Source organism: Methanohalophilus euhalobius (genome assembly GCF_900215215.1).
Classification (GTDB): Archaea; Halobacteriota; Methanosarcinia; order Methanosarcinales; family Methanosarcinaceae; genus Methanohalophilus; species Methanohalophilus euhalobius.
Genome location: NZ_OBDR01000001.1, coordinates 237,563 through 254,878, shown reverse-complemented (window position 1 = coordinate 254,878; position 17,316 = coordinate 237,563). Strand labels below are relative to the sequence as shown.

Below are 17,316 nucleotides of genomic sequence, written 5' to 3'. Positions count from 1 at the left end.
AGTACTATTTAAATCTGATTATGTATTTTGCCAATGAAGTAGGTATATAAATTTAAAGAATATTAAATTATTGTAAATTCAACAGGAGTCACACAAATGGCAGACGAAATCGATTACGATATTATTGGGAATGACATGCAGCTTGTGGAGATCGAACTTGACCCTTCAGAAAGTGTGAGGGCAGAGGCTGGAGCTATGATGTATATGGGCCAGGACATCAAAATGCAAACATCAACAGGCGGTGGACTTTTCAAGGGACTCAAGAGAATGGTTACCGGTGAGAGTTTCTTCATCACTTCCTTTACCAATGACGGAGACGGTAAGGAAAGGGTCGCATTTGGTGCACCATACCCGGGCAAGATTATTCCTATAGACCTGTCAGAAGTAGGTGGAAGTTTCCTGTGCCAGAAAGATGCTTTCCTTTGTGCTGCCAACGGTATAGAGGTGGGCATTGCATTTTCCAAGAGAATCGGTGCCGGTCTTTTCGGGGGAGAAGGTTTCATTCTCCAAAGACTTGAAGGAGACGGTTTGGCTTTTGTGCATGCCGGTGGAACGATAATCAAAAAAGAACTGGATGCAGGAGAGACCATGCGTGTGGATACCGGCTGTCTTGTGGCTTTTTCTGAATCTGTGAACTATGACATTAAATTGGTAGGCGGATTTAAGAATGCACTGTTTGGCGGAGAAGGAGTGGTCCTTGCTACGGTATCAGGTCCCGGTACGGTGTATCTGCAGAGCCTGCCATTCTCCAGGCTGGCTGACAGGATTGCAGCTGCCACAGGCCTTGGTTCCCAGAGTAACAGGGGCGAAGGTGGCGGTTTGAGCGGTATCCTCGGTGGCGATAAGAACTTCTAAGGAGCATAAATGATGCGTATACTTGCAATGTCTGATGCACACGGGAATTTTACACGCATCCCGGCCATACTTGAGAGGGCAGAGGATGTGGATTTGATACTGGTTGCAGGAGATATCACCAACTTCGGGCCGGATGAGCAGGCCCTGGAGATGATGAGAATGTTTGACAAACCAACCCTGGCCATTCCGGGCAACTGTGACCTGCAAAGTATCTGCAATCTTCTGGATGAGTCAAAGGCCATAAATCTCCACGAGCGTTTGTGGATCATGGAAAATGTGGCTTTCATAGGGATGGGCGGATCCAACCCCACACCCTTCAATACTCCCTATGAAATCGAAGAAGAGGAAATTGCAGCAACCCTGGACAAACTGGCTGCTGAAGGAAGACAGAAGGGCGATTACCTGGTGCTGTTGTCCCATTCACCCCCTTACTGCACACTGGATCGCATCGAAGCCGGTAATGTGGGCTGTAAAGCTGTAGCCGACATGCTGGGCAAGGTGGACCTGATCGTCTGTGGCCATATCCATGAGGACAAGGGAGTCATGGAAGTGGCCGGTACAACTGTCGTGAACACCGGTATGGCTTCGGAAGGATCGGCTGCCCTTATCGAACTGGATGAAAAATCGGGCAAACTGGATATCGAGATGCTGCAGGTCTGATCTCAGGGGTCGATTTCCAGCAGGTCCGAGGCGATGTGCACTTCACCTTTGAATCGGCTGCGCAGGTATTCCAGTGATTCCTGTTCATGGCCCTGCATTTGCGGGTAGAGATGGGTCAGGTAGAGTTTGCCTGCATCAAGTTTTTCGAGATAGGGGGCCAGCATATTCGGTGTGGTGTGGCAGTCGACGTCAAAGCCTGGGGGAAACGAACATTCGTGGATGAGAATATCGGCTCCCTGTGCCAGTTCCATGAGGGAGTCACAGGGTTCGGTGTCCCCGGTATATACCATTATTTTCCCTCCGTCCTCGAGTCTGTAACCCAGGGAGGGTACGCTGTGCACTCCTGCGGCACAGCTGAGCCGGCAGTCACTACCGTCAAGTACGATTTGCCGGTCGGGTTTGAGTTCGGTGACGGAGAGGTCAAACCTGCCCTGTAAATAGGGATACAGCCCGAACAGGCCGTCCAGCCATTCCCGGGTGCCCTGTGGCCCGTAGATGACACAATCGTTTTTCTCGCACAACCAGCGGCTTTTGAGCAGGGGCAGGACATCGGCCACATGATCCAGGTGCAGGTGGGTCAGGATGATTGCATCAACATCCCGGGGATCACGCCCGCTCTCAAAGAGGCGCTGCAGCACCCCGGCCCCGCAGTCAAAAAGTAATAAACGGCCGTTTTCAGTCTCAACTGCAATCCCGGACTGCACCCTGCCGGGCCGGGGGATTGCCACACCGCTACCAAGGAATTGTATTTTCATGCCTACCATAATAAGGTTTAAGTAACTTAACTCTAATTATGGATTCCGAATGGCTTTATAAAGCTCGTTCATCCAACCAACCGGCAAAGGCTAATTCTACACATCTTCCTGCGAGGGTTGCCCAGCCCGGTCAAAGGCGCCGGACTTAAGATCCGGTTTCGAAGGAATTCGAGGGTTCGAATCCCTCCCCTCGCACTTGTTTTTAGGGATATAGGTAACTCAGAAAAATGCAACTTTTAAAATTTAAAAATAATGAAGACTTCCTTAAGAATATGCTATTTCATATTGAATTAGTCTCTGAATGTTTTATCAAAGCTACTTTGAACATTGATTACTTAATTAATAGCATTTTAAACAGATAGTTCTAAATATTTGTAAATTGTGTAGAACTCTTATGGATATTTACAGAAAATGGAAATATGCCCATGAAAAGAGAAAAGATTTGGGCGAAAATAATCCTAGTAAATTAAATTTAATGGATAAGATTGTATATCGAATTGAAACGAGCTTATTTACCAAATTTCTTATATCGATATTCTTATTACTTTCATTTATAGTACTTTTTAAATATGCATTTGACAATTTATTCGAAATTTTGACATCATATCTTGGGATATCAAACATTGAATCTCAATTCCCAGATAATGATTCTGCCAGATATTTTTATAGTGCAGTAGCACAAAGTTTAGCAGCATTGTTGGCAATATCATTTTCAATATTGCTAGTTTACATGCAAATGATTGCAGATAAATATTCAATACAAACAATAAAACATGCATTTAGTAATTGGAAGGCAGTATCTATTTTTAGTATTTTTTTAATAACTATGGTTTATTCTCTTTTTGAGCTCTGTCTTATAAAAAATAGTTCGGAAACATCAGTTACAATTTATTCAAACTTATCTTCATTGATATTAGTTTTCATGTTAGTTGTTTTTTGTGTCTTACTCTTGATTTTCTTCTTCTTTTTTATAGTAAATAGGATTGAACCAAGCAATTATATTCGAGAAACATACAAACGAATTGAAAATGCATACCTTCTTAGATTAGGTTTCGTCCGAGACAAATACATCGAATACAATTACATTAAAGATGGGGTAAAGGATCTTGAAAATATCAAATTAAGTACTTTTTTTGAGATATCAAATTCAGAATATCAAATAAAAACCAAAAAATGTGGTTTAATTCGAAATATTAATCTTTCAAAATTAAAAAAATGCTCAAAAATACTTGAAGAAAAATCTCCTGAATCTAGTCTTAAAATCTGTATTCCATTTAATTGGGAAATAAAAAACTCAAATTTTGTATTAGGTTCTATTGAATCTGCTAATGATGCAAATGCAAATGAAATAAGCAAATTAGTTACAAGTGCTTACAGTATAAACAACCATAATAATAATAATTTTGTAACTGATTGCAACAATCTATCCCCAATTTCAACCTTTATAATTGAAATGATTAAAAGTTCTGAAAGAGATGTTTCTGATGAAGCATTAAGAGAATTCACCAACTTGGCACTAAAATCTATAAAATATAGAAAAGATTTTGGCCTCATTGGTGTTGATTCTCAGTTAGATGAAGCTATGTTAAGATTCGAATTCTTAAGTCAATTTTACCAATCATTTGAAAATATAACCAAAACATCTATTGATCAAGCTGACTTAGAAACCATAAATTGGATTCTTCATTATAATAAAGAAATTGGTTTTGAAGCTATAGATGCACTCGACGCGAGAAGTCTTCACAGAGCTACATCTTTTTACTTAAGGCTTATATATAATTTTGGAGATAATCACTTAGATAGAATTTTTCATGAGTCAGATAACTTAGAAACAAAAGCTATCTATGATTTACGATACCAAAAAGAAGATGAGAACTATGTCAAGAAATCAGAAGAAATATTGTCAACAATTATCGATTACTATGAGGAATTGACAAAACTATTAATTGATAGGCACTCAACCTTATCCACAAGGTGCTTTTATAAGCTTCTAGACATCAGTAAAAACATTAATGATTTTGCTTATAGCAACGAGAAATACAAATTAAAGCATGAACTTGAAAATTTAGACAAAACTAGTAAAAATTATTTACTAGTTCAAAATGAAATAAAAGTTATTGAAGAAAAAGAGAAGTTAAGTAGGAATGTACAGATCTTTTTAAATAAAAAAGTCTATGGTCTAGGCATTTACTTTATGATTAATTTAGAAAACAATAATTATAAGCCTGAATTCGTACAAAAAACTTTAGAAGTTATTACTGAATTTTTCAACCTTAACAACGTATATGAAACATTCGAAAAAGTAGTCTTTGAGAAAAAAACTCTTTTTAAGATAGAACATTGGTTAGATAAAATAGAAGATTATCAGGCACATGTATTAGATACAAGCTACAATGAGAGATTTTTGATATTGATATCAGCTTTAATTTACAAAAAACATTCTAGGTTAAGTAAAAGCACTAATCTAAACTGTTTTACTAAAGCAAGGATTGTAACATTTGAAGAAGAGTTGAATAAACTAAATGAGAATATTGATGTATGGAATTCAATTTTGGATTCAAATGCCAAATTTTACTTTGATGAGGTACTAGATAAATTTAAAAACTTCACAATCGAGCAAGAAAATGCTTTACTGGATAGAGTACAAAAATCAAGCTTGTCAGAAGAAAAGCTCAAATCAACAATTTTAGATATTACTACTTCTGCTGAACAAAATTTTGAAATTAGAGATTTTGTTAGGGTGGAACCAATTGTGGAAAATAAAGAGCTTATGACATTCCATGATTTATGGAGAAAGGCGCGACAAGGGCTTGTGGAACCAATTGAGAATAAATGGTTTATCGAAAAAATAAATTTTGTTGATGATGATGTCGATCCACACGTATATCATGGTCTTGAATACCTTGGGAAGGGTATAGGTGAGCAAATCGGAATTAATAGATCAAACTATGTACTCAAACAAATTTATGCCAATTTAAATGTGATAGAAAATATGTTTGTTTTTGAAACATTTTCAGTTGAAAATTTGAATATTATAAAAGATAAATTGGAAGCACGTGGATTCGCTCCAAATACTATAATTGCTTCGCCAGATCTAGATATAAATTTTGCGATGTTCGGTTCTAATCATTGGATCGAAGAAATAGATATTCGTGAAGATGGTGCTTTGCCAGACAAAACTATTATTCTATATGACAAAAATCGTATAGGTACATTAAAGATAATACAAAAATTAAAGCCTCTCATTAAAAGTGATTTTGATAAAGATGCTATCATTAAAAAAGAGTTAAATGATGGAAAAATTAGAGACGATCAAGTTGATGATAGACTAAAATATTTGGATCTATTAGTGAAAATTGAAGTCTTTGACAAGATTAAATTTAAATTTGACAATAAGGATGCAGGTGTTGTAATGTCAATAAAATCTTCTCCACATCATTAATTTGAACAATTTATTATTATGTTGAAAATTATTTATGTTACGAAAAATTACAGGTTTCTAATTTAGGATGAAAGACACTGAACTAATTTTTCTACAGCATCCGTATTCAAATTAACATCCTTATTCACCAGAATCCTATCCTTTATCCTCTTGAAAGTACCTCTGTTTATACCTAATTCTTCATCTTGTGATTGAGACAATTCAAGTATCTTTCTCATTATTTCCTGCTTGTCAATGAACACCTGTGACCGCTTAACATCCAAGGCCTGTTCATAAATATTGTTGGCCTCCTTGCCAATGTAAATAACACCACCAGCATGAAAATGCTTCCTTGCAAGAATCCAACATCACCCTCAAACTTATGTTCCGGATGGTTCTCTAAGGGCACTTTGCATCACATGAAGCAGAATGCTAAAATTGATAAGCCATTTACTCTTAATACTCATGTTAAGGAAAGGTTGGAGATGTGGGAAGAATGTTAATGACAGGTACAAAAGGAGATCCAAAAAATGAACGGAATTAACCTTAATGTCATACCATGTGAAACAAATTTAAAAACCGATATAAAGGACAATGGTAGTCCGTGTCCTGTTTGTAACGTTCCAGGTAGTTTTGTAAAAAATATTACTGTAAGACATATGATATGTGATGACTTGTTAGAAAATATAGGTGATTTTGACTATTATTTATGTATGAATGAAGATTGCAAGATTTCTTATTATAACAATGATTTCAGAGTTAAATTCGAAAAAAGTGATGTAAAAGTACCAATATGGTTTAAAAAAGGTGCAAAACCGAAATATGCCTGTTATTGTAGTAAAGTAACAGAAGAACAAGTTATAAACGCTGTGATTAATGGTAAGGCAACTAATATGAAAGAAGTTTTAGAAATCACAGGAGCAATGACTAACCCAAATTGCCAAATAAATAATCCGTCAGGTAAATGTTGCCATCATACAATACAGGGAATTATAGATAAAGCATTAATTGATTAATATAATTTAAAATATTTCATTGGTGACATGTTTTCCACAGGAAGTTGAAAGGAGGATCAAGTAAATGAGCGGCGATGTAGTTCACTATGAACATAGTCATTTTGATTACGATTGGCTAAATGACAGTATGTACATCTATCCTCAGGACCGCAAATACAAATCCTCATTGATGTTAGATGATATCATCCTTGACGTGGACGAAAACAACAAGTTTGTCGGGATTGAGATACTTGATGCATCCAGGAAATTCAATATCAGTAAATATGAGATGCGTGAACCTGTGGAACTGAATGTTAATTTTGAAGTAGAAGACGGTAAACTTACTCTCAATCTGAAAATGACTTTTGTAAAAAGGAACCATCCCGTTGCAAAAACTGTTTCCGTTACAGGTAACAACGAGATGAATTTGTCCCCGGGGTCAACCACCCTGGCACTGGCATGATTTTTACTTACCTTTCATTGCTAGTGTTTCGATCAAAAAATATAGCACTTGAGAAACCCGAACTGCTGAATCCACCCGATCCAAATTTGGATTTGATATTTATCACTTCACTTGAGATCTGTTTTGGAAGGAGTTTGAGGGTTTGAATTCCTCGCATCGTGTCGCTTTTTTTGGGATATGGCAGGTTGCATTATTTGTACGCACAGTATTAGGGTTTAATAATATTTTAAAAAAATTTGAACATAAGTAAATGCTTTATAATTTACAAATTATTGCTAAAACCAATTTTTTTGTATGCTTTTTAGTATAAATATATTAGAATTGTATTATATTCACGCAATGAATTCTCTCAATAATTTTGTACTATTAAATAACTCATCTGATATTGCAAATAATAAATGAGCAGATAATATTACAACAAAAAATCGAAACCAAAAATTCAAAAAAGGAATACATTAATAAAAGAATTAATATGTATAGATTGAATATGATTGAAAAGTTATAAATGTTAGGTTCTTAACTATGATTCATAATGCTTTAACATCCTTGTACAAATCTTTTAAATTTGCTGATGAAATATCAATTAGTGGTTCATACATAAAAGAATTAAAATGTATATTCTCTGGAGTCATAAGGTTCACTCCATCAATTACAGCCAAATTTTCATCATTTGGATTAATTTCTTTTAATTTTTTAATAAGTGTGGATGTTTGATTGCTAGTTATGTTATTGACAAATTGTTGATCATTGATTTTTTTTATTATATATTTCTCTGTCAAGAGTCGAATTGCAATTGCCAAAATTAATTTCGTTTCTAAATTAATGCTTTCATCAACAGGTAAACAAGCTTCAGCTTGATTAAGAATGATATCAATTACTTTATCATCTTGTATTGTGAAAGTATTATTGAAGATTTTGTTATAGATTTCTAAGATATCAGATGTACGGATTGATTCTGTATCAGCTTTATAATGTAATAAACTTGTTAGCTTTAAAAAATCGGAGTCGTCTACTCCTTTAGTATATTCAATAAGATTTCTTACGAAAGGAATTAACGATACAAATACTTTAGGATTTTCATGATATTGACGTTGCCACTTTTGAATAAATTTAGAGGGATTTAAAAACTCAGATGGTTTAAGTTCAACTTTAGTATTGTCAATTAAAACCATGTAAGTTGAATTTCTCGGTATTCCTAGTCTACTTTGAATCGTACGAAAGAAATCAAAGTTATGTGATAGAATAATTGCTAAAAAGTTATCATACTTTACTATATCATCAAGGTACTGGATTATCGCATATTTATTCTTATAATCGAATGAATCCGCTAAATCATCTATTACTAATAAACAATCATTTCCTTCAATTTTTCTTGCTTCTACCTCAAATATAATGTCAAGTATGTATAATGCTCTTTTTTCACCAGTACTTAAAGAACGAACTAGTTCAGATCTAGGAAGTCTCTTTTTATCTATTTGATCATTATATTCAAAATGAATTGTTGGTACCTCATCTTGTAAAATAACATCCTCTTGGTTTACCACTGATAGAGTATAAGGGACGCTGAATCTACTATTAAATATTTCGACAACACGTTTCCATTCAGTATTTTCTTTTTTTGCCTGTTCAATCATCTCTGCAATTGGTTTTTTACCCTCTTCATATAAATGTACAAGATTTGAAATTTCTTGACTAATTTGTTTGAAATAGGAAATCCATATCTTCTTTCTATACTCAGCTAAATTTTTCAACTCTGGTAATATACTTGGTTTATTTTCTAAAAATTCTCGGAATGCCTTTAGCTCTGCGTTTTTAGTTAATGCTTGATCAATTTCTTCAAACCGCTTTTGAAGCTCTTTATCTTTAAGGATTCGTGTAATTTCTTCATTCAGAATTTCTTCAAATTTCTTCGGATCATCTACTTCAATCGGATTGCCAGAATTATCCAACACGATTTTATGATTTGCTTCAAAATATTTATTTGATTTTAATTGCTTAGCAACATCAGTAGCATTAGTATGATTGAAAATTCCTTTTTTCAAGAAACCAGAAGATTCGATCAGTTCGTTATATTTTTTTATATATTCATCAATTTGTTCTTTCGATTTTTCATCATTTAGGAATGCTACTATTTTGGGATTATAATAACTTTTATATTTTCCTTCATCTATTAGCGGTTGTTCATCATTATTTATAATAGGTAATATTGTTGTATAACACTCCAGAATATCTGAGAAGCCAAATGTTTCACATATTTCTTCTTCGATTCCATTCCTCATTCCTGATATTTTTTGTAGTTTTTTCCTTACCTCAGCATTACTAGTGGTAATATCCTTACGAGTCTTTTCATATTTTGATCTTAGTTGCCTATTTGCCAATAATAAGGGCATTTTTTCTGAAGAATATTCTGATCTTTCTGATTCTATTACAAATATTGTTTTTGGATCAATTTCAGAGCCAGTTTCATCTGTAATTCGACATGTGGTTATTCTTTCTTCAAATATACCATCTTTTGGACTTATACCCCTGGAGGTGTCCAAAAATGTTTTTGCAAAAGATGTTTTCATAGTTCCATTTGGAGCATAAATTAGATTTGATTTTGACCCTTCGAATGAAAAGGTATGAGTAAGTTCACGAATACCATAACAATTTTCTAATTCAACGTTTAATTTTTCCATTTAAACCACTTCACTACAATCACCATGAAGGCGATTGTGAAATCTCAAAGTCAACAGAAAATATAATTTTCTTCATACTGTGCCTTATGTACTCACAGATGAAAGTATATATAACTTTCTCTTCACGGTGCATTTTTTTATTCTTAATAATGCCCAAAATTTCAATACAACGACTGTTATTACGATTCAGGTACCCAGTAGATGCACAAATATTCCATCCCGCAGTCACCTATACCCTTAAGTACCGAGGCCTGCAATAAACCTCCCCATATCGATTTCCTACCTTGTCCGTCAATACACTTCCTCGCCCCTTCCCACCAGTTACCAATAATATCCCTAAATTCATTTTTCATATCGAATCCATTCAATTCCCAATATAATATCACTTTAGTGAGAGTCCTGTGAAAGTATTATCTGTCACATAAACAACAAAATCCCCTCCCCAACCACCACATAGGAGTCCATTTCAAAAGTATGAATACAACCTCGTACAATAATTGTATGAGGGGAAATTTATGGAGTTTATAGAACTCCCTGATGAACAATGGAAATACATCAAACAGTTTTTACCTCCACAGCCAATAACTGGAAGAAAGAGGGCTGATGACCGTAAGGTCATCAATGGAGAACATGACAGAAACCACTTTGTTGAGGTCATGGAAAATATAAAGATCAAAACTGAAGGAAGACCCAAGAACCAGACCGTTAGAAGTACTTGCAGATTCTGCTTATGATGAGATAAACATCAGGAAATATCTGAGGCGCAGAGCGATAAAAAGTAACATCCCTATTAATATCAGGAATCGGAAATATCCTAAAAGAGGAAGACCTACAAGACTTGAATATGAGTCATATAGGAAAAGGAGACAATAGAACGAGTCTTTGCATGATTGAAAATGGGATTCAGGAAAATAGCAAGCATATATGAAAGACGAAATGTTGTTTTCAAAGGACTACTGGACATAGCATATTTTCTAATGTGCTGGAAAAAGTTTTAACAGGAGTTTTGAAATAGGTTCGGATTAAAATCATCAAATATATAATAAACAAATGCATACTGAAAGGCAGTGATAATGTGAGCAATTTCCAGGAAAAAGCGAATTTCATTTGGAGTGTGGCGGACGAGGTTCTTAGGGACGACCTGAAGGCAGGAAAGTACAGGGACCTCATTTTACCCTTTACCGTAATCAGACGGATTGAATGCGTCCTTGAACCCACTAAGGAGGATGTACTTGAGAGAAATAAAATACTGGAAGGGAAGGTCAAGGACAAGTACAGTGCCCTGTGTGATGTAGCAGACTGCCGATTCTACAATACTTCTCAGTATGATCTGAAAAAACTGCTTGATGATCCGAAGAATATAAAGAAGAATTTCCTGGCATACATGGACTCATTTTCGGATAATGTCAAGGAGATCCTGTCCAAATTTAATATTGACAATTACATCGATTTCCTGGATGAGAACAATCTGCTCTACATGCTTGTGGAGAAGTTTGGGAATGTGGACCTGCATCCCGATGCTGTCAGCAATATGGAAATGGGATATATTTTCGAGGAATTGCTGAGGCGGTTCAATGAGAACATGAATGAGAATCCTGGAGAGCATTTCACCCCGCGTGAGGTGATAACCATGATGGTGCATCTGCTGTTCCATCAGGATATGGATATCATCGGTCACAATCATCCTGTGCGGACGGTTTACGATCCTGCATGTGGTACTGGAGGGATGCTGACCGTATCCAAGGATTATGTGCATGAAGAGATCAATCCCAATGTCGATATGCACCTGTACGGGCAGGAAGTCAATCCCGAGACCTATGCGATTGCCAAGGCAGAACTGTTGCTCAAGGGTAATGGCAGGGATTCTGAGAATATTATGCTGGGGTCAACGTTATCCAATGACCAGCACACCGATAGGACCTTCCATTACCAGCTTTCCAATCCACCCTTCGGGAAGGACTGGAAGAAGGATAAGAAGATAGTGGAGGCTGAAGCGAACAGGGGATTCAGTGGCAGGTTCGGTGCAGGACTGCCCAGATCAAGTGACGGTCAGATGCTGTTTTTGATGCATATGATTTCAAAGATGCGTCCTCTTGGGGAAGGAGGAGGCAGAATGGGAATTGTCATGAATGGTTCGCCGCTGTTTACGGGAGATGCAGGTTCGGGTGAAAGTGAAATTCGACGCTGGATTCTGGAGAATGATATGCTGGAAGCGATCGTGGCATTACCTGACCAATTGTTCTACAATACGGGAATCAATACCTATGTCTGGATATGCACAAACCGTAAGGATGAAGTCAGGAAGGGCAAGGTCCAGCTGATCGACGGGACTTCCTGTTATATTAATATGCGGAAGAGTCTCGGGGATAAAAGACATGAAATATCTCAGGAACAGATCGAGACCCTGACACGCCTGCATGCCAGGTTTGAGGAAAATGAGTATTCCCAGATCTTTGATAATACTGCGTTTGGTTATCGCAAGATCACAATTGAGCGACCCCTGCGCCTGAAATGTCAGATCACCGAGGAACGTATCGAGGAGTTGAAGGAGCAGAAGGCTTTCCAGAGTCTTGCCACAAGCAAAAAACGCAAGGATACTGCAGAGAAGGAGAGGGAAGAGGCTGCAGGCAGGAAGTTGCAGGACTTAGTTATTGACGTGCTTGCAGGAATGGATCATGATAAGATATACATGAGCCGCGATGAGTTTCTCAAAGACCTCGAGTCATCTCTCAAGCGGGCAAAGGTGTCGATAAAAGCACCTGTAAGAAAGGCTATACTGGCTGTGATGTCCGAACAGGATGAAAATGGCGAGATCTGCAGGGACAATAAAGGCAATATCGAGGCTGATACCCAGTTGAGGGATTATGAGAATGTACCGCTGGATGAGGACATCCATGAGTATTTCGAGAGGGAAGTCCAGCCCTACGTTCCCGATGCCTGGATCAATGAATCCGTGACCGATGAGAAGGACGGAGAGATTGGCAAGGTCGGTTATACGATCAATTTCAACCAGTATTTCTATGAATACCAGCCTCCACGTCCCCTGCAGGAGATCGAGGCAGATATCAACAAACTGGAAAACGAGATCCTGCAGATTCTGGAAGTGATGAAGCAATGAGTTCCTCCCAGGTAAAGTACATGGATTCCTCAGGGATGGACCCATATCCCGATTACAAGGATTCGGGAATTGAGTGGATTGGAGAGATTCCAGAGCACTGGGATGTAACAAAACTAAAACATATGTGCAATAAATATGCATTGTATGGTGCAAATATATCTGCAGATGAATATACAGGCAGCGGAATTCGATTTTTAAGGACTACAGATATAGATGATTATGGAAATCTACATGGTGAAGGAGTTCATGTTACTAAATCTGCTGTGTCAAATTACATTGTTGAAGATGGTGACATATTAATCTCTAGAAGTGGAACTATTGGTAGGTCTTTTCTTTATGATTCTACCAAGCATCCAATTTGTGCATATGCTGGATATTTAGTAAGATATAAGTCAAATTCATCTACTTACTCAAAATTCATATTTTACTTCACAAAATCTGCACCTTTTATTCATTGGATAAATCAAATTTCTTTAGAATCAACAATCGGTAATGTTAATGGACAAAAGTATGCAAATATGGAAATTCCATTTGTTCCACTTCCAGAACAACAAGCCATAGCCACCTTCCTCGACCGTGAAACATCCCGCATCGATGCTCTTGTGGAGAAGAAACAGCAATTCATCGAACTGCTGGAGGAGAGGCGTTCGGCACTGATCAGCCATACGGTCACGAAGGGACTCGATCCAGATGTGCCGATGAAGGATTCGGGGATTGAGTGGATAGGGGAGATTCCCGAACACTGGGATACCATTCGCATAAAACATGCTACTTATGTAAAAGGAAGGATTGGTTGGCATGGTTTAAGGTCAGATGAATTTATTGATGAGGGACCTTTTTTGGTTACTGGCACCGATTTTGTCAATGGAATAGTGAATTGGAATTCTTGTTATCATGTTAGTAAAGATCGATATGATCAAGACCCGTATATACAACTAAAAGAAAATGATTTGCTGATTACTAAAGATGGAACCATTGGGAAGGTTGCACTAGTCAAAGGATTAAAATCTGAAGCTACATTGAATAGTGGAATATTTGTAACAAGACCTCTATCAAACAATTATATCACTGATTTTATGTACTGGATATTAAATTCTGAAGTCTTTACTGCCTTTTTTGAATATATGTCCAATGGTACTACAATACAGCATTTGTATCAAAATGTTTTTAATGAATTTGCATTTCCAATTCCACCTCTCCAAGAACAACAAGCCATAGCCAATTACCTCGACAGAGAAACATCACAGATTGACAACTTAATCGAAAAAACAGAACAATCCATTGAATACCTGAAGGAATATCGTACTGCACTCATATCCAGTGCTGTCACGGGGAAGATTGACGTCAGGGGGACTGTAAGTGACTGATCCAGCCGAAGAAAAATTCGAAACCGATATAGTGGAATCGCTTGTAAGGGACCAGAAGTATATCCAGCGCTCAAATCAGGACTATGATAAGGAACTCTGTCTGGATGCTGATATGCTCTTTGATTTCATTCGCTCCACCCAGTCCGAGGAATGGCAGAAATTAAAGGACAGGCATGGGGATGACAGGGTAAAGGACAAATTCCTGAACAGGCTTACCAAGGTCCTCCAGAAACAGGGTACACTGGATGTACTCAGAAAAGGGGTGAAGGATACGGGCTGTCATTTCGATCTCATATATTTCAAACCCGAAACTGCACTCAATGAAGCCCATCAGAAAAAGTACAGGAACAACAGGTTCTCCGCAATCCGTCAACTTCACTACAGCAGGAAAAAGCCCAATAAATCTATAGACCTGTGTCTGTTTATCAACGGGATTCCCATTATAACTGCTGAACTCAAGAATACCCTGAACGGGCAGGATGTGGATAATGCGATCAAACAGTACAGGACCAACAGGGATCCAGCAGAACCCCTGCTGCAGTTTGGTAGGTGTTTCGGACATTTCGCAGTCGATCCGCATCTGGTATACATGACCACCAAACTGCAGGGTGAGTCTACGGTATTTTTACCTTTCAACAAGGGATATCAAAATGGTGCAGGCAACCTGCCCATGTATGACGATTACGATACATCCTACCTCTGGCAGGAGATCTGGAACAAGGATCTGTTGCTGGATATAATACAGAACTTCCTGCAGATAGTGGACAAAAAGGATGAACAAGGCAATGTATCCCGCCAGTTGATCTTCCCTCGCTATCATCAACTGGATGCAGTCAATCTGGTTGTGGAAAACACAAGGATCAATGGTGTCGGTCGAAAATATCTCATCCAGCACAGTGCAGGAAGCGGGAAAAGCAATTCCATTGCCTGGATGTGCAACAAACTTGCTGGATTACATGACGAAAACAATGAGAACATCTTCGATTCCATTATAGTGATAACCGACAGGCGGGTACTTGATGAACAGTTGCGAAACACCATCATGGCACATGAGCAGGTCAGGGGAACGGTGGAAGCCATTGACAGGGACAAGTCAAAAAGATTGGCTGAAGCCATCGAAGCAGGCAAGAAGATCATAATAGTGACCCTGCAGACATTTCCCTTTGCAATCGAACTGTTCCACAAGACCCCTGGCAAACGGTTTGCAGTGGTGATCGATGAAGCCCATTCCTCCCAGACAGGAAATACCGCCAGAGATGTCAGAAAGGTGCTGGTGACCGAGGATACCGTGGAGTATGAGGACGAGCAGGTCAGGGATGTGGAAGACACAATCAATGAGAAGATGGATGAGATCACCACCGATCTCAAGCTCCAGCCCAAAAACATCAGTTTCTATGCCTTCACCGCCACTCCCAAGAACAAGACCATGGAGATGTTTGGGGAAGAGCAGGCAGATGGTACTTTCGAACCCTTCCACCTGTATTCGATGAAGCAGGCAATCGAGGAAGGCTTCATCATGGATGTACTGCAGAACTACACCACATACACCACCTATTTTGAACTGATGAAAAGCATCGAGGACGATCCCAGGTACCAGAAGATGGCTGCCAAATCCCTCCTGAAAAACTATGTGGGCTCAAGTGAGTATGCTATCAGGCAGAAGACCGAACTCATGCTCAATCATTTTGCAACCAATACCATAAACAGGATCGGCGGCAAAGCAAAAGCCATGCTGGTGACAGGTTCCAGGGCCAATGCAGTCCGATACGAACTGGAATTCAAGAAACAGATCGCAGAAAAGGGCTATCCTTTTGATGTGCTTGTGGCTTTCTCGGGAGTTGTGCAAGGAGAAGATGTCTACAAGAAATACACAGGCAAGGAATTCACCGAATCGGGAGAGAACGGTTTTCCCGACTCGCAGACTGCTGAGAAGTTCAATGAAGATGAATACAGGATAATGATCGTGGCCAACAAGTTCCAGACGGGATTCGATCAACCTCTGCTGCACACCATGTATGTGGACAAGAAACTCGGTGGAGTGGATGCAGTACAGACACTGAGTCGATTGAACCGTATCCATCCAGAAAAATCAGATACGATGGTACTGGACTTTGTCAACGAGGCAGAAAAGATCAAAGAACCTTTCGAAAGGTATCATGTTAAAACCACGCTCACTGAAGCAACCGATCCCAACAAACTCTATGATTATGAAAGTCAACTGCGGGACTTCGGTGTTTTTGATGATACGGACATCAACAACTTCGCTGCAGAATATTTCTCTTCCAGAGGAAAGCAGGCAAATCTCTATACAGCCCTGCACCAGCCAATCAGGAGATGGGGAGAACTGGAAGAAGATGAGAGGCGGGATTTCAAGAAGAAAATGACCACCTTTGTACGCCAGTATGCCTTCCTGTCCCAGATAATATCTTTCTTTGATGATGATCTTGAGAAACTCTACCAGTTCTCCAGATTCCTTGTGAAAGAGTTGCATGTGGAGTATGATAGACTGCCAAAAGAGGTCACCGACAAGGTCAAGATGAGTTCATTCAGATTGCAGGAAACCAGCAAGGGAAGAATATATCTGTCAGATGATGAAGGAAATCTGGAACCTGTACCCGAGCCAGGAGCAGCCATAAAACCAGTAGATGAGATGACACCGCTTTCCGAGATCGTTAAAGAGATCAACGAAGCCAGCGGTGCAGAAATGCTGACAGATGAGGATAAGGTTGCCCAGGTACTTGGAAATATGCAATCCAATATGATCGCAAACCAGCGTATGCGTCAGGCTTCAGCGTCTGAAGTGAATGAAAAGAAGGATGTTAAACTCATCTATAACGAGATTTTTGGAGAAGAACTAAACAAGTTGATTGATGTCAATTTTGAATTATTCTCCAAGATCAAGAATGAGGAGGAATTTGCCGAAATTATCAAGGAGAAGTTGTTCAACAACGTCTATCAGGCAATTACTGAAGAGTACAGCTGAATTCTGTAAATCCCCTTTATT

The 17,316-nt window shown here is 38.4% G+C and carries 12 protein-coding genes, 1 tRNA gene and 1 pseudogene; 11 read left to right on the top strand and 3 right to left on the bottom strand.

All coding sequences use genetic code 11. The features are described from left to right. The first annotated feature begins 96 nt into the window (after positions 1–96). Positions 97–855 carry a TIGR00266 family protein gene (locus tag CP947_RS01300; protein WP_096711453.1) on the top strand — a complete coding sequence of 253 codons (759 nt, stop codon included), beginning with the start codon at positions 97–99 and terminating at the stop codon, positions 853–855. A gap of 9 nt (positions 856–864) precedes the next feature. Next, entirely contained in the window at positions 865–1,515 is a 651-nt protein-coding gene (locus tag CP947_RS01295; protein ID WP_172425440.1) for a metallophosphoesterase family protein, read from the top strand. 2 nt (positions 1,516–1,517) lie between these two features. Here the strand turns inward: CP947_RS01295 and CP947_RS01290 are convergent, their stop codons facing one another. Further along, positions 1,518–2,279, bottom strand: coding sequence for an MBL fold metallo-hydrolase (locus CP947_RS01290; RefSeq protein WP_096711452.1), 762 nt, complete (start codon positions 2,277–2,279; stop codon positions 1,518–1,520). Positions 2,280–2,380: 101 nt separating this feature from the next. Between CP947_RS01290 and CP947_RS01285 the strand changes: the two genes are divergently transcribed. Together CP947_RS01285 and CP947_RS01280 are read left to right on the top strand one after the other, a co-directional pair. Further along, positions 2,381–2,465, top strand: a tRNA-Leu gene (locus CP947_RS01285). A gap of 199 nt (positions 2,466–2,664) precedes the next feature. Further along, positions 2,665–5,712 carry a DUF2254 family protein gene (locus CP947_RS01280; RefSeq protein ID WP_096711451.1) on the top strand — a complete coding sequence of 1,016 codons (3,048 nt, stop codon included), beginning with the start codon at positions 2,665–2,667 and terminating at the stop codon, positions 5,710–5,712. Positions 5,713–5,774: 62 nt separating this feature from the next. On the opposite strand, the gene CP947_RS10450 is transcribed toward CP947_RS01280, so the two are convergent. Then, positions 5,775–5,930: a hypothetical protein gene (locus CP947_RS10450; RefSeq protein ID WP_165868952.1), complete on the bottom strand. Its 156-nt coding sequence runs from the start codon at positions 5,928–5,930 to the stop codon at positions 5,775–5,777. Positions 5,931–6,086: 156 nt separating this feature from the next. On the opposite strand from CP947_RS10450, the pseudogene CP947_RS10660 reads away from it, so the two are divergent. The 3 genes and pseudogenes from CP947_RS10660 to CP947_RS01260 form a co-directional block, all read left to right on the top strand. Next, positions 6,087–6,194, top strand: a pseudogene (locus tag CP947_RS10660) (CRISPR-associated protein Cas1); the annotation flags it as partial. Positions 6,195–6,221: 27 nt separating this feature from the next. After that, the gene (locus tag CP947_RS01265) at positions 6,222–6,707 is read left to right on the top strand and encodes a Csac_0668 family 2Fe-2S cluster-binding (seleno)protein (RefSeq protein ID WP_096711449.1); all 486 of its coding nucleotides are present in this window, start codon (positions 6,222–6,224) and stop codon (positions 6,705–6,707) included. Positions 6,708–6,771: 64 nt separating this feature from the next. Continuing rightward, entirely contained in the window at positions 6,772–7,149 is a 378-nt protein-coding gene (locus tag CP947_RS01260) for a DUF2283 domain-containing protein (RefSeq protein ID WP_096711448.1), read from the top strand. 527 nt (positions 7,150–7,676) lie between these two features. On the opposite strand, the gene CP947_RS01255 is transcribed toward CP947_RS01260, so the two are convergent. Then, complete coding sequence (locus CP947_RS01255; protein WP_096711447.1) at positions 7,677–9,827, bottom strand: ATP-binding protein; 2,151 nt, start codon at positions 9,825–9,827, stop codon at positions 7,677–7,679. A gap of 515 nt (positions 9,828–10,342) precedes the next feature. Between CP947_RS01255 and CP947_RS01250 the strand changes: the two genes are divergently transcribed. From CP947_RS01250 to CP947_RS01235, 4 genes are all read left to right on the top strand, one after another. Further along, positions 10,343–10,561, top strand: coding sequence for a transposase (locus tag CP947_RS01250; RefSeq protein ID WP_096711446.1), 219 nt, complete (start codon positions 10,343–10,345; stop codon positions 10,559–10,561). 341 nt (positions 10,562–10,902) lie between these two features. Continuing rightward, positions 10,903–12,945 (top strand): type I restriction-modification system subunit M, encoded by a 2,043-nt coding sequence (locus CP947_RS01245; RefSeq protein WP_096711445.1) that lies wholly within the window; start codon positions 10,903–10,905, stop codon positions 12,943–12,945. After that, a complete protein-coding gene (locus tag CP947_RS01240) occupies positions 12,942–14,312 on the top strand; it encodes a restriction endonuclease subunit S (protein ID WP_096711444.1) in 1,371 nt (456 codons plus the stop codon). The genes CP947_RS01245 and CP947_RS01240 overlap by 4 nt, the downstream gene beginning before the upstream one ends. Then, positions 14,305–17,295 carry a type I restriction endonuclease subunit R gene (locus tag CP947_RS01235; protein WP_096711443.1) on the top strand — a complete coding sequence of 997 codons (2,991 nt, stop codon included), beginning with the start codon at positions 14,305–14,307 and terminating at the stop codon, positions 17,293–17,295. Before CP947_RS01240 ends, CP947_RS01235 begins: the two co-directional genes overlap by 8 nt. Positions 17,296–17,316: the final 21 nt, after the last annotated feature.

What these genes read in the sequence shown, in the direction of transcription:
- CP947_RS01260 (WP_096711448.1), top strand. Translation starts at nt 6,772, where the DNA reads ATGAGCGGCGATGTAGTTCACTATGAACATAGTCATTTTGATTACGAT.
- CP947_RS01255 (WP_096711447.1), bottom strand. Translation starts at nt 9,827, where the DNA reads ATGGAAAAATTAAACGTTGAATTAGAAAATTGTTATGGTATTCGTGAA.
- CP947_RS01300 (WP_096711453.1), top strand. Translation starts at nt 97, where the DNA reads ATGGCAGACGAAATCGATTACGATATTATTGGGAATGACATGCAGCTT.
- CP947_RS01265 (WP_096711449.1), top strand. Translation starts at nt 6,222, where the DNA reads ATGAACGGAATTAACCTTAATGTCATACCATGTGAAACAAATTTAAAA.
- CP947_RS01250 (WP_096711446.1), top strand. Translation starts at nt 10,343, where the DNA reads ATGGAGTTTATAGAACTCCCTGATGAACAATGGAAATACATCAAACAG.
- CP947_RS01290 (WP_096711452.1), bottom strand. Translation starts at nt 2,279, where the DNA reads ATGGTAGGCATGAAAATACAATTCCTTGGTAGCGGTGTGGCAATCCCC.
- CP947_RS01295 (WP_172425440.1), top strand. Translation starts at nt 865, where the DNA reads ATGATGCGTATACTTGCAATGTCTGATGCACACGGGAATTTTACACGC.
- CP947_RS01240 (WP_096711444.1), top strand. Translation starts at nt 12,942, where the DNA reads ATGAGTTCCTCCCAGGTAAAGTACATGGATTCCTCAGGGATGGACCCA.
- CP947_RS01280 (WP_096711451.1), top strand. Translation starts at nt 2,665, where the DNA reads ATGGATATTTACAGAAAATGGAAATATGCCCATGAAAAGAGAAAAGAT.
- CP947_RS10450 (WP_165868952.1), bottom strand. Translation starts at nt 5,930, where the DNA reads ATGAGAAAGATACTTGAATTGTCTCAATCACAAGATGAAGAATTAGGT.